12 protein-coding genes are annotated in these 12385 nt (G+C 72.0%); 7 read left to right on the forward strand and 5 right to left on the reverse strand.

Features of this window, described 5'->3' with window-relative positions:
- Nucleotides 1–564: 564 nt before the first annotated feature.
- A complete protein-coding gene (locus IEZ24_RS18835; RefSeq protein WP_129456663.1) occupies nt 565–2346 on the forward strand; it encodes a post-COAP-1 domain-containing protein in 1782 nt (593 codons plus the stop codon).
- 129 nt (nt 2347–2475) lie between these two features.
- Here IEZ24_RS18835 and IEZ24_RS18840 read toward each other — a convergent pair whose 3' ends face one another.
- Nucleotides 2476–3666, reverse strand: coding sequence for a RimK family alpha-L-glutamate ligase (locus IEZ24_RS18840; protein WP_129456662.1), 1191 nt, complete (start codon nt 3664–3666; stop codon nt 2476–2478).
- Nucleotides 3667–3717: 51 nt separating this feature from the next.
- On the opposite strand from IEZ24_RS18840, the gene IEZ24_RS18845 reads away from it, so the two are divergent.
- The gene (locus IEZ24_RS18845) at nt 3718–4206 is read left to right on the forward strand and encodes an ATP-dependent zinc protease family protein (protein WP_129456661.1); all 489 of its coding nucleotides are present in this window, start codon (nt 3718–3720) and stop codon (nt 4204–4206) included.
- Nucleotides 4207–4227: 21 nt separating this feature from the next.
- Here IEZ24_RS18845 and IEZ24_RS18850 read toward each other — a convergent pair whose 3' ends face one another.
- A complete protein-coding gene (locus IEZ24_RS18850; RefSeq protein ID WP_165356193.1) occupies nt 4228–4506 on the reverse strand; it encodes a hypothetical protein in 279 nt (92 codons plus the stop codon).
- A gap of 148 nt (nt 4507–4654) precedes the next feature.
- Here IEZ24_RS18850 and IEZ24_RS18855 point away from each other — a divergent pair, with 148 nt between their 5' ends.
- From IEZ24_RS18855 to IEZ24_RS18870, 4 genes are all read left to right on the forward strand, one after another.
- Nucleotides 4655–6151, forward strand: coding sequence for a carbohydrate-binding domain-containing protein (locus IEZ24_RS18855; RefSeq protein ID WP_129456659.1), 1497 nt, complete (start codon nt 4655–4657; stop codon nt 6149–6151).
- A 41-nt stretch (nt 6152–6192) separates the two neighbouring features.
- Entirely contained in the window at nt 6193–6591 is a 399-nt protein-coding gene (locus tag IEZ24_RS18860; protein ID WP_129456658.1) for a hypothetical protein, read from the forward strand.
- Nucleotides 6592–6813: 222 nt separating this feature from the next.
- Nucleotides 6814–7761, forward strand: a complete 948-nt coding sequence (locus IEZ24_RS18865; RefSeq protein WP_129456657.1) for a succinylglutamate desuccinylase/aspartoacylase family protein — start codon at nt 6814–6816, stop codon at nt 7759–7761.
- 21 nt (nt 7762–7782) lie between these two features.
- Complete coding sequence (locus IEZ24_RS18870) at nt 7783–8988, forward strand: cysteine desulfurase-like protein (protein ID WP_129456656.1); 1206 nt, start codon at nt 7783–7785, stop codon at nt 8986–8988.
- A gap of 1 nt (nt 8989) precedes the next feature.
- Here IEZ24_RS18870 and IEZ24_RS18875 read toward each other — a convergent pair whose 3' ends face one another.
- From IEZ24_RS18875 to IEZ24_RS18885, 3 genes are all read right to left on the reverse strand, one after another.
- Nucleotides 8990–9841, reverse strand: a complete 852-nt coding sequence (locus tag IEZ24_RS18875) for a GNAT family N-acetyltransferase (RefSeq protein ID WP_129456655.1) — start codon at nt 9839–9841, stop codon at nt 8990–8992.
- A gap of 42 nt (nt 9842–9883) precedes the next feature.
- Nucleotides 9884–10129, reverse strand: a complete 246-nt coding sequence (locus tag IEZ24_RS18880; protein ID WP_129456654.1) for a hypothetical protein — start codon at nt 10127–10129, stop codon at nt 9884–9886.
- A 113-nt stretch (nt 10130–10242) separates the two neighbouring features.
- Entirely contained in the window at nt 10243–10938 is a 696-nt protein-coding gene (locus IEZ24_RS18885; protein WP_129456653.1) for an SPFH domain-containing protein, read from the reverse strand.
- A 387-nt stretch (nt 10939–11325) separates the two neighbouring features.
- On the opposite strand from IEZ24_RS18885, the gene IEZ24_RS18890 reads away from it, so the two are divergent.
- A complete protein-coding gene (locus tag IEZ24_RS18890) occupies nt 11326–12366 on the forward strand; it encodes a DNA polymerase IV (RefSeq protein WP_191192883.1) in 1041 nt (346 codons plus the stop codon).
- The last annotated feature ends 19 nt before the right edge of the window (nt 12367–12385 follow it).

The following is a 12385-nucleotide window of genomic DNA, read 5'->3' on the forward strand; positions in this document are numbered from 1 at the left end:
CACATCGACACTTCGGATCAGCCACTCCCGGACCCGCACGCCCGACGCTACGCCGCACCTGCGCCGCCCCGAAAGAGCACAGCGACAAGGACCCGCGAAGCCACTCGTTGACAACAGAGGGGAGCCGATGTGCAGCACCGCACGGGGGTGTTGCCTAAACAGTCGGCCCGCCCTGCCACATGAGCTTGCTTCTGTCGGTCCGAGATCATCGACCGCACCTCCTGGAGCTCGCCGAAGCGCGGCAGCCGGTCCTCACCCCCGAGCACGCTCGTGTGGCGTCGTTTCGGGATCACCCGCGGCCTGTACGGCTCCAGGACTGTGACGTCGCGTTCGTCGAGCAACGACCGGCTGGAGACCCCGCGCACGTGCCGTCGGTCCACAGCATCGAGGCGAGCAGCGCGCCCGGAAGAAGTCCCCCCGGCCGGCTAAGGGGCGTGCGTGTCAGAGCTCCCAGACGTTCCGGGTTTGTGGGTCAGATCTGAATGTTCCGTCCGTTGACCCCCACAAATCGGCGGCGCTAGCGTGACGAGTCTCCAAAGGGCTCGAATGCTTTGGGAGATGGTCATGCGGCGTTCGGCAATCGCCGATCTCCTGCGAGGTTCCACAGCAGGCGGCACCCGTCCGCACACGTCCGGCCGGCATGCGCGCCGGGTCGCTGTTGCCGCCACCATGGCTGTGCCGATGCTGGCGCCACCGGCGCTTGTCGCCGTGCCCGCGACCGCGGGTCATGGCGCCGCTCATGTGTCCGGAACGGTGACCATCGTTCGCCTCACCACCGAGCAGCGCAGCAGCTCTTCCTTGGACCAGACCGAGGTCGCGACGTACCGGGTGGACGGTCCAGCGACCGTCCTCGACAGTGGGCGGTTCGAGTTGCCGGCCGCGCTCGAATACACCGTGGATGCGTACCGGTCCGAATCGACCACCTCTGCAGGCCTCACCTGTACCAGCGAATGGTTCTACGCATACGGACCCACCACGTGGACCGGACCCGACCTGTCCGGACAGGTTTCGAACCCCCGGGTCCTCATCGACCTGGACGACACCTTCAACCCTGGTCGGGCACGCCTCGAAGCGCGGTACGGCAACGTGGGTCCGATCCCCGGCACCTTGTTCGACCGTCGCATCACGCCCAGTGACCCGTTCGACGGCACGTACCACTGCAAAGAGTTCGTCTACGACGTCTCGCATGAGCAGTTCGCTGTACCGAGCCGGACCCTGGAAGGCTTGGACCCAGCAACCAGCAACGCTTCGGCAACTGTCTTTCGGTTGACGGGGAGCGTCGCCCAGACTCCTTTGCCAGGGGTCACCTACGTCACGTCCTATGACCTCACGATCTCGCTGGCACCTGACGCCACCGAGACGACATACACCGGCCCCACGACGATGACGTACTCCGATCCTGTCTCCCTGAGTGGAACGTTGAAGGACATCTCAGGAACCGCCGCAGTCGGCATCCCCGGTAAGCAGTTGGAGTTCACCCTGGGTGCGATACCCAGCGTCGTAGGGGCACCGACTGGCACCGACGGCTCGGCCTCGGCCCCACCGACGCCGGTGACTCTCGCGCCGGGCGCAGCCTCTGTTCGGACTGCGTTCGCGGGAGACGCCAGCTTGGCCGCATCCTTCGACACCGACGAAGTCCAGATCGAGCGCGAGTCCTGCACTCTCTCCTACACCGGCGACACACTGGTGCAGCCCTTGGTCCAGACGAGGCTCGCCGCGCAGCTTGGCGAGACCGATGCCTTCCCCGGCGACTGGGCCGGCAAGCTGGTCACTTTCGAGGTCGTGGACGCCGCACTCAACAGCCGCACCTACACCGCCACGACGAACCAGGCCGGGACGGCTGCCGTGGCCGTGCCGTTGAACGCAGACGTATACGCGGTCACGGCGAGCTTCTCCGGCGACGCCTTCTACGACCCATGTGCTGCGACCGCCGAGACTCTGGTGACCGTCGGCGCCGCGGGGTCGAAGGTGACCGGCGGGGGGTGGTTCAGCAACACCACAGGCCGGACCAACTTCGGTTTCAACGCGATCCCGCAAACGGACGGAACCTTCAAGGGACAGCTCCAGGTGCGCCCTACGACCACGAAGGACACCTTTCACGGGACCACCGTCACCGGACTCCGATCCCTTTCCCAGACCTCGGTCCAGTGGACGGGAACAGGACAGTGGAACAGGCTGCCGGGCTACGGCTTCACTGTCACGGTCGTGGACAACGGATCGTCCGGATCGAGGAAGGGCGACACCATCGAGCTTTCCATCTACCCAACCAGTTCGCCCTCCGCTCCAGTCTTCACCTCCAAAGGGCAACAACTGCTCAGGGGAGGGAACCTGGTGGTGCACCACTGACGCCCGGGGCCCTGACTGCCACGTCGCGACGGGGTGACCGAAGACGCCCAGTCCCCTGTTCCGGGCTCGCAGAGCGCAGCCGAGCTCACGGGACCCGAGTCGCGACGGCCCTCCCCCAGCAGCCCGCCCCTACAAGCTCTCCGGCGGCAAGTGCTTCTTCATCAACCGCCTGACCCGCTTCTGCTTCCGGTCCGGGATCATCGAGCGCATCTCCTCGAGCTTCCCGAAGCACAGCAGCCGGTCCTCGCCCTCGAGCACCGTCTTGTTGCGCGGGTTCGGGATGACGTGCGGCCCGCGGTGCAGCGTGAGGACGGTGATGTCGCGCTCGTCGAGGCCGGAGTCGCCGAGCTTCTTGCCGACCATGTCGGAGCCGGTGTGCACGACGATCTCGGCCACGCCGTAGCCGGTCGAGACGGTCAGCCGCTGGCGTACGTCGATGTCGGGGAACGCGACTTGGTTGGCCATGTAGTCGACGATCGCGCCGGCGACGTCGAGCTTGGTCGCGGTCTCGATGCCCTCGAGGCCGGGTGAGGAGTTCACCTCCATCACCTGCGGGCCCTTGCGGCCCTCGAGCATGTCGACGCCCGCGACGCGCAGGCCCATGATCTGCGCGGAGCGTACGGCCACGCGCTCGAACTCCTCGTCGAGCTCGACGGCCTCGACGCTGCCGCCGCGGTGCACGTTGGAGCGGAACTCGTCGCCCTGGGCGACGCGCCGCATCGCCGCCACCACGCGGTCGCCGACGACGAGGGCGCGGATGTCGCGGCCCTTGCTCTCCTTGACGAAGCGCTGGATCAGCACGTTCTGCCGGGTGCTCTGCAGCGTCTCGATGATCGCCTCGGCGACCTTGATCGTCGGCGCCAGGATCACCCCGATGCCCTGCGTGCCCTCGAGCAGCTTGATCACGACCGGCGCCCCGCCGACCCGCTCGATCGCCGGGATCACGTCGGCGCGATCGCGCACGAAGGTCGTCGCCGGCATCGGGATCTTGTGGCGCGACAGGATCTGCGTGGCGCGCAGCTTGTCGCGGCTGTTGGCGATGCCATAGCTCGTGTTGGGCGTGTAGACGTCCATCTGCTCGAACTGCCGCACGACGGCGGTGCCGAAGTAGGTGATCGAGTTGCCGATGCGCGGCAGCACCGCGTCGTACGTCGAGAGCTGCTTGCCGCGGAACAGCAGGTCGGGCTCGTCGCCCGACAGGTCGATGCCGAAGCGCAGCGTGTTGAGCACCTTGACGTCGTGGCCGCGGTCGATCGCCGCGGTCCGCAGGCGCTGGGTGCTGTAGGAGCGCGGTGCCCGAGAGAGGATGGCGAGCTTCATGGGCAGCCATCCAACCACCTCCGCAGCACGGCCCCCTGCCAAGATGGCCCGGTGTCCACCACACCCGAGCAGCCCGAGCCCGACCACGTCGTCGTCGGCTGGCGCGAGTGGGTCTCCCTCCCGCAGGCCGGCGTGGACTGGGTCAAGGCCAAGATCGACACCGGCGCCCGGTCGTCGTCGATCCACGCCTTCGACCTCGAGGCCTACGAGCAGGACGGCGCCGAGTGGGTTCGCTTCTCCATCCACCCCTGGCAGCGCTCCGACGAGGACCACGTCGAGCTCAGCCTGCCGGTCCTCGACCGCCGCGAGGTCCGCTCCAGCAACGGCCAGGTCGAGCAGCGGTACGCCGTCGCGATGGACGTCACGCTGGTGGGCCGCACCATCACGACCGTCATGACGCTGAGCAACCGTGACGAGATGGGCTTCCGGATGCTGATCGGGCGCGAGGCCCTCGAGCGGGGCTTCCTCGTCGACTCCGCCCGGTCGTACGCCGGCGGCAAGCCGCGGCGCGCCGTACGCCGCAAGAACTGGGGCAAGTAGCAGCATCCGGCCGGCGGGCCGTCACATCCCGCACCACCAGCGCGCAAGCGCCTCGAGCGCGTGCACAGCCAGGTCGAGGTGGTCCAAGCGGCGCTCGAGACGCACCACGGCCTTCCGGCTCTCGGGCCGCACTCGGGCCGTGCGCTGGGCGAGGTGGAGGGCCAGGAGCACCAGCTCGGCCCTGGTCAGGGACAGGGTGGGCGTGCCGGCGTCGCCGGCAGTGGGAAGGGTCATGCCCCGGGGGTGTCCGGCGATCGCGCCTGCTGCTCGGGAGGGCCGGTCGACGTCGATGTGGTCCATGCCCGCGCACCGTGCGGAGCCGCCGGACTACGGCAAGGAGGTCGTCACGACCTCACAGGGAGACGCACAAGGTCAGCCCACGGCACCGACAGGTGCGCCGCGCAGCATCGGGCTCACCAGACCAGATGCACTTCGGAAGGCAGCACCCATGCGACTCACCAAGCTCCGCCAGGCCGTCGCCAGCACGATGGCCGCCGCGCTCCTCGCGGGCTGCGGCGCCTCCGTCGCCGGCAGCTCCACGTCCACCTCCTCGAGCTCGTCGGTCAGCTCGTCGACCAGCGCGGTCGTCGCGACCGACGCCACGACCGTTGCGGACGCCCTCGCCGACAACGTGACCGTCGAGACCAGCGACACCGCGTACGACGAGGCCAACGCCACCGCGATCACCCTGTCCGGCACGACCGCCGAGTCCGACAGCGACGCGGTCGCCGTCGCGGACGGCACCGTGACCATCAGCGCTGCCGGGACGTACGTCCTCTCCGGTGACCTCGTCGGCCAGGTGGTCGTCGACAGCGCCGGCGACGGCGTCGTACGCCTCGTGCTCGACGACGCGACCATCACCTCCGAGACCACCGCCGCGATCGACGTGGTCGACGCGGAGTCCGTCGTGGTCGTCCTCGCCGACGGCAGCAGCAACGAGCTCGCCGACGCCGCGACGTACGCCGACACGTCCGAGGACGCCCCCACGGGCACGCTGTACTCCACCGCCGACCTCACCATCGGCGGCACGGGCTCACTGACCGTGACGGGACGGAGCAACAACGGCATCGTCGGCAAGGACGGTCTCGTCATCACCGGCGGGAGCATCGACGTGACGTCGGTCGACGACGGCATCCTCGGCAAGGACTACCTGGTCCTCACTGACGGCACGGTGACCGTCGACGCCGTCGGGGACGGCTTCAAGTCCGACAACACCGAGGACGCCGGCGCCGGCTTCGTGCTGGTCGAGGGCGGCGAGATCGCCGTCACCTCGCAGGACGACGGCATCAAGGGCGTGCAGGTGCTCGTCAGTGGCGGCACGGTCGACGTGGCCGAGTCGACCGAGGCGCTCGAGGGCTCGCTGATCATCGTCGACGGCGGCGACCTCGAGCTGCACTCCGCCGACGACGGCGTCAACGCCACCTCCACCGACGACTCGGCCGCGACCGACGGCCGGCCCGGCGGCGAGATGGCGGCCGACGACTCCGTACGCCTCGTCGTCAACGGGGGCACCCTCGAGGTGTGGGCCAGCGGCGACGGCCTCGACTCCAACGGCAGCGCCACGATCACCGGCGGCGACCTCACGGTGTGGGGCCCGACGACCGACGGCAACGGCGCCCTCGACGTCAACGGCACCTTCGAGGTCAGCGGCGGCACCCTGCTCGCCACCGGCTCCGCCGGGATGATGGTCGCCCCCTCGACCGACTCCGCCCAGGCCTGGATCGCCACAGCGCTCACCGCGACGGCAGCGGCCGGCTCCGAGGTCGTGGTCACCGACGAGGACGGCTCGGAGGTCGCGGCGTACACGCCCCAGAAGGACTTCGCCTCCGTCGTCCTCTCCGCAGCCGAGCTCGAGCAGGGAGCGACCTACACCGTCACCGTCGACGGCACCGCCACCACCGCCACCGCCGGCGAGGCGCCGGCCGGCGGCGGCCCCATGCACTGACCGCCCCTCCACCACCACACCCACATCCAGAAGGACGTCCGATGACCGAGAACCCCACCACCTCCATCCCCGCGCCCGACCAGCAGCCCGCGCCCCGGCGTACGCTCCGCGACCGCCTGCCCCGCCGCCTCCCGTCGAGCCGTAGGGCGATCGCCGCGGGAGCCGTCGCCGCGGGCCTCGCGATCGGCGGTGCCGGCTTCGGCGCCGGGTACGCCGTGGCGGACGACGGCGCCGGCGACACCCCCACCCAGACCACCGGCGACGGGGTCGAGCGCGGCCAGCCCGGAGACGGCCGCGGCCCGCTAGGCGAGATGGGCGGCCAGATGGGTGGAGGCATGGGCGGGCAGGACGGCACCACCGGTGAGCCCGACCTCGACGGCGACGGTGTGCCCGACAGCGGGTCCTCGGACTCCGGCTCCCCCACCACCCAGAACAGCTGACCTCTCCCGCGGCCCCCGGGTAACGGGTTCGTGCTCGCGCTCCCGCCCCCACCGGTGCGGGCGGGAGTGCACATGTCGACCCGTTACCGGACCCACCACCGGACCCGCCCCCAGACCGGCCCGCTCCGGCCCCTCCTACCCCCGGGAGGTGGCCGGGGCGGGTCTCGTGCGCCACTAGGCTGGACCCGTGACCACCGCCGCCGCCCCGACGAGCGCCGGCTAGTGGCGCGCGAGTCGTTCGGCATCGGCAGCGTCCGGATCCGCGCGGGCACCGTACGCGCCCTCGAGCTCCCGATCACCCGCCTCGTCACTGGCGCCGACGTCACCCTCCCGGTGCGGGTCGTGCACGGGCGCGAGGACGGGCCGAGCGTGTGGATCGACGCCGCCATCCACGGCGACGAGGTCGCCGGCGTCGAGGTCGTGCGGCAGGTCATGGCCGGGCTCGACCCCAAGACGTTCCGCGGGACCCTGGTCGCCGTACCGATCGTGAACGTCCTCGGCTTCATGACCGGCGACCGCTACCTGCCCGACCGCCGCGACCTCAACCGGTCCTTCCCCGGCTCGGCCCGCGGCTCGCTCGCCGGTCGGATCGCGCACCTGTTCATGCGCGAGATCGTGGCCGGCTGCGAGGTCGGCATCGACCTGCACACCGGGTCCGACCGCCGCAGCAACCTGCCCCAGGTCCGCGCCGACCTCGACGACCCGCGCACCCGCGAGCTCGCCGCCGCCTTCGGCGCCCCGGTGATGCTGCACGCCAAGATCCGCGACGGCTCGCTGCGCCACGCCGCCCGCGAGAAGGGCGCCAAGGTGCTGCTCTACGAGGGCGGAGAGAACCTCCGTTTCGACGACTACGCCGTCGACGCCGGGGTGATCGGCGTACGCCGGGTGCTGGCAGCGCTGGGCATGACCGAGCCGGTCGTCGAGCCGGCCGTCGAGGCCAGCCTCGAGTGTCGCTCGAGCGGCTGGGTCCGCGCTCGGCGCACCGGGATCCTGCACCTCGACGCGCACCTGGGGCAGAAGGTCAGCGACGGCGAGCGCCTCGGCACCCTCTTCGACTCCTTCGGCAAGACGCTGCGCGCGGTCTACGCCAACCGCGACGGCATCGTGATCGGCCGCACCGAGGCACCTCTCGTGAACTCCGGTGACGCCGTGGTGCACATCGCCTCTTGAGCGTCTGGTTGGCTCGTCGTCATGTCCTTCGACGTCGCCGCGTTCCGCGCCGAGTTCCCCTCCCTCGCCTCCGGCATCGCCCACTTCGACAACCCCGGCGGCACGCAGACGCCGCTCGTGGTCGGCGAGGCGATCGCCCGTACGCTCACCGGCCCGCTGTCCCAGCGCGGGTCGGCGCTCGTCAGCCAGCGCAACGCCGAGGCCACGGTCGCCGGCTTCCGCTCCGCCGTGGCCGACCTCGTCGGTGGGGTCCCCGGGGGCGTGGTGCACGGCCGCAGCGCCACCGCCCTGACGTACGACGTCTCCCGCGCGCTGGCCAAGACCTGGTCGGCCGGCGACGAGGTCGTCGTCTCCGAGCTCGACCACGACTCCAACGTCCGGCCGTGGATCCAGGCGGCCGAGCGCGCCGGCGCGACCGTGCGCTGGCTGCGGCTCGACCCGGCGACCGGCGAGCTCGACCTCTCCTCGCTCGACGCCATCACGTCGCGGACGCGCCTGGTGGCCCTGACCGCGGCCTCCAACCTCCTCGGCACCCGCCCGCCCGTCGCGACCGTCGCCGCGCGGGCGCACGACGTGGGCGCGCTCGTCCACGTCGACGCGGTCCACCACACCGCCCATGCCGCGCCGGACCTCACCGCGATGGGCGCAGACCTGCTGGTCTGCTCGCCCTACAAGTTCTTCGGTCCCCACTGCGGCGCGCTCGTCGCCGACCCGGACCTGCTCGAGACGCTGCGCCCCGACAAGCTGGTGCCGTCCACCGACGCGGTGCCGGAGCGCTTCGAGCTCGGGACGCTGCCGTACGAGCTGCTCGCCGGGGTGACCGCCGCGGTCGACCTCATCGCCTCGCTCGGCTCCGGAGACTCGCGTCGTGAGCGACTGGTCTCGGCGGCCGGGCTCATCGCCGAGCACGAGCTGCGGCTGCGCGTACGGATCGAGGACGGCCTGGTCGCGCTCGGCGACCGAGGTCGACTCACCCTCCACTCCCGGGCCGCCGACCGGACCTCGACTCTGTTCCTCACCCTGCGCGAGCGCAAGCCCGTGGAGGCGTACGAGCACCTGGCCGCTCGTGACGTCCTCGTCCCGGCCGGCACGTTCTACGCGTACGAGACCTTTCGGGCGCTGGGCCTGCCGGTCGACTCCGGACTGCGGATCGGGCTGGCGGCCTACACCGACGACAGCGACGTCGACCGGCTGCTCGAGGGGCTGGCGGACTTCCTCGGCGCCTGACTCAGTCGCCGCGCCGCCAGCGGTACGTCCGGGTGCGCGCCCCCGGCACGAAGCCGATCCGCCGGTAGAGGCGGGCGGGTCCCGGGTGGTCGTCGTCGCCGCGCGGGCAGACGAGCCCGGTGGTGGCACCGGCGTCGCGGGCGGCGGTGAGCGCCGAGACCGAGGCCGCGGTCGCCAGGCCCCGCCCGCCGTGCTCGGCCACGCAGCCCACGGGCTCGACCAGGGCCACCCCGGTCGTCGGGTCGAGCCAGACGCAGCACGAGGCCACCCACTCGCCATCGGCGGTGGTCACGACGTGGTCGAGCGCCGGCCGGTAGGGCGCGATCGTCATCAGCCGCTCGTACGCCGCCGTCGTCACGCGTGACGTCGGCGACCAGGCGGCGCGGTGGACCGCGGCCCGCTGCTCGTGCTCGCCGGGCCGCACCGCGCGGACGGCGTACCCCTCGGGGAGCCCCACCGCAGGCAGGTCGGCGAGGTCGAGGTGGTGGTGGGTGAACCACGGCGACTCCACCTCGACGAACCCGTGGTCGGCCAGCACGCCGGTCACGACGGCCTCCGTCTCGAGCGTGCTCGCGGTGACCTCGTCGGCCGCCCCGGCGAGGGCGGCGGTGACGACGGCGTCCACGGCGGCGGGGTCGGTGCCGCAGACCTCCAGCCAGTCGAGCGACTCCAGCCACGCCCAGGCGTCGTCGAGCACGTACGCCGGGCCGAGGTCGAGCACGTCGGGCTCGCCGTAGGCCGCCGACCAGGCCAGCTGGCCGGGATGGTGCCGCGACTCCGGTGACCAGGTCCGCGAGGCCAGCGCCTGCATCCGGGGCAGGGCCTGCTCGACGTCGAGGCGCTCGGGAGTCATGGCGGCACTCTGGCAGCCCGCGTACGGCGGCGCGCGGGGTTTTCAGTCCGGGCGGTAGGCCCCCCGCGCCTGCTCGGCGACCTCCTCCGACCCCGAGCCCGACTCGTGGGCGCTGGAGTCGACCTCGTCGGTGTCGACCATGTCGCCGACGGTCGCGTTGCCCTCGGGCTCGGCGTCGAGCGCCCGCTGGCGGTCCTCGTCGCTGACCCGCTCGCCGGCGGTCGGGAACACCGAGTCCTCCGGGTGCTCGGCGTAGGGGTCGGGCTCGGTCTGCTCGCCGTTGGTCATGGTCCCGACCGTACGCCGCGCGCCCACCGCCGCGGACCCCCGCAGGGGTGGCGGCACATCACGTCCCGGGAGCGTGTCCCGGTGCGACGTGCCGCCACCCCCAGCGGCGGGCGTCAGTCCTCGCGGGAGGACGTACGCCCCGGCTGCACCAGCTCGACGCGCGAGCCGGGCGGCAGCGCCTGGACCAGCCGCAGCTGCGCGAGCGACGGGTGGTCGTCGAGCAGCTTGGCGCCGTTGGCCAGCGACCGCAGGGCCGCCGTCTCGGCGCGCGCGGCCTCGAGCTGCGCCTGCGCGCGGTGGCGGCCGACGACGAGCTCGGCGTACGCCGCCCGCAGGTCGCCCGGCAGCACGACGTCCTTGACGACGACGTCGACGAGCCGGATGCCGACCTCCGCCGCGGCCGTGGCCGCGGCGTCGCGGACCCCCTCCGCGAGGCGCGACCGCGGCGCCCGGACGAGCGCCTCGGCCTCCTGCCCGGCGAGCACGTCACGCAGGCCGAGCTGGATCGCGAGGTAGACCGCGCCCACCGGGTCGCGGAGGCGCTCGGTGAACGCCACCGGGTCGGCCACCGTCCAGCGGAAGACGGCCGTCACCTTGGCGGTCACGCCATCGGCGGTGAGCACCTCCTGCGTCGGCACGAGGTCGAGGCGCTCGCGGAGGTCGACGAGCTGGTGCTCGGCGCGGCGGCGTACGACGTGCCGACCGGGACCGAGCACGACGGTGGCCTCACCGTCGCGGCGCTCGAGGAGGACCTCCCACGGCTGGACGGTGCGAGAGGGCAGGAGCAGGAGCTTGAGATCGAGTGGCATGGGCGGACCTCCTTCGCGGAGAGCGGTGGGTGGATGGATGGGTTCGGCGTGGTGCTGGACGGGCCGGGGTGGTGGCCGGCGACCACGGCGGCGGGCGGGGACAGGACCCGTCGTGCTGACCGGGTCCGCCTCAGGGCTCGTCGACGAGGACCGTCACCGGCCACCACCCGTGAGAGGAGTGAGAGTCGAACTCACAGGAGTGAACAGCTCCGATGCCGTTGCCTTGGAGGGCAGTGCGGCGAGGTACGACGCGCGGTACGGGGCCCGGAACTCCGGCCCCGCCGCTGATCTCGCCGTGCACGAGGGTAGGTGGAACGCGACATCGGCCGCACCTGGTTTTCCCCGCGACGTCCGGGCGCTGTCGGACCCCTCGGCCATGATGACGGGGTGACGCACTGGGTGCTCCACGTCGACATGGACCAGTTCCTCGTCGCCGTCGAGCTGCTGCGCCGGCCCGAGCTGGTCGGCCTGCCGGTCGTGGTCGGCGGGCGGGGCGACCCGACCGAGCGGGCGGTGGTGTCGACGGCGTCCTACGAGGCGCGCGCCCACGGCGTACGCTCCGGGCTCGCGCTCCGGCTCGCCAAGCGCCGGAGCCCCGACGCGGTCTTCCTGCCGGTCGACTTCCCGGTCTACGAGGCCGCGTCGGCGCGGGTGATGGAGACCCTGCGGTCCCACCCCGGCGCGGTCGTCGAGGTGCTCGGCTGGGACGAGGCGTTCGTCGGCGTCGAGACCGACGACCCCGTCGCGACCGCCCTGGAGATCCAGGCCGCGGTCCTCGAGGCGACCCGTCTGCACTGCTCGGTCGGCATCGGCGACACCCTGGTGCGGGCCAAGATCGCGACGGAGTTCGGCAAGCCGCAGGGCAGGTTCGTGCTGACCCGCGAGACCTGGATGGACGTCATGGGCGACCGGCCGACGACCGCGCTGTGGGGCGTCGGCCCCAGGATCGGCGGGCGGCTCGAGGCGATCGGCATCCGCACCGTCGCCGACCTCGCCTCGGCCGACGAGGCCGCCCTGGTCGCCGCCTTCGGCCCGACCAACGGTCCGCACCTCGGCCGCCTCGGTCGCGGCGGCGGTCGCTCCCGGCCCGACGACACCCCGTGGGTGGCGCGCGCCCACGGCCGCGAGACGACCTACCAGTCCGACCTCACCACGCCCGACGACGTACGCGCCGCCCTGCGCGAGCTCGCCGCCCGCGTCGTCGACGACGTCCGCAAGGAAGAGCGCGCCGTCATGCGGGTGCACCTCAAGGTGCGCTTCGCCCCGTTCTTCACCTTCACCAAGGTCCGCAAGCTCGCGGAGCCGACGTACGACGCGGACGTCATCGCCCGCACCGCCCTCGAGCTGTTCGTCGCGCTCGACGACGACCGTCCGGTGCGGCTCCTCGGCGTGCGCGGGGAGATGGTGCCGCCCGAGGGTGGCTACTGAGCCCGACAGTGGAGCGCAG

The sequence above is a fragment of the Nocardioides ganghwensis genome, from assembly GCF_014779655.1.
Lineage (GTDB): Bacteria > Actinomycetota > Actinomycetes > Propionibacteriales > Nocardioidaceae > Nocardioides > Nocardioides ganghwensis.

Excerpts from the sequence above, each read along its gene's own strand:
- IEZ24_RS18835 (WP_129456663.1), top strand. The coding sequence starts at position 565 with ATGCGGCGTTCGGCAATCGCCGATCTCCTGCGAGGTTCCACAGCAGGC.
- IEZ24_RS18840 (WP_129456662.1), bottom strand. The coding sequence starts at position 3,666 with ATGAAGCTCGCCATCCTCTCTCGGGCACCGCGCTCCTACAGCACCCAG.
- IEZ24_RS18850 (WP_165356193.1), bottom strand. The coding sequence starts at position 4,506 with ATGGACCACATCGACGTCGACCGGCCCTCCCGAGCAGCAGGCGCGATC.
- IEZ24_RS18855 (WP_129456659.1), top strand. The coding sequence starts at position 4,655 with ATGCGACTCACCAAGCTCCGCCAGGCCGTCGCCAGCACGATGGCCGCC.
- IEZ24_RS18860 (WP_129456658.1), top strand. The coding sequence starts at position 6,193 with ATGACCGAGAACCCCACCACCTCCATCCCCGCGCCCGACCAGCAGCCC.
- IEZ24_RS18870 (WP_129456656.1), top strand. The coding sequence starts at position 7,783 with ATGTCCTTCGACGTCGCCGCGTTCCGCGCCGAGTTCCCCTCCCTCGCC.
- IEZ24_RS18875 (WP_129456655.1), bottom strand. The coding sequence starts at position 9,841 with ATGACTCCCGAGCGCCTCGACGTCGAGCAGGCCCTGCCCCGGATGCAG.
- IEZ24_RS18880 (WP_129456654.1), bottom strand. The coding sequence starts at position 10,129 with ATGACCAACGGCGAGCAGACCGAGCCCGACCCCTACGCCGAGCACCCG.
- IEZ24_RS18885 (WP_129456653.1), bottom strand. The coding sequence starts at position 10,938 with ATGCCACTCGATCTCAAGCTCCTGCTCCTGCCCTCTCGCACCGTCCAG.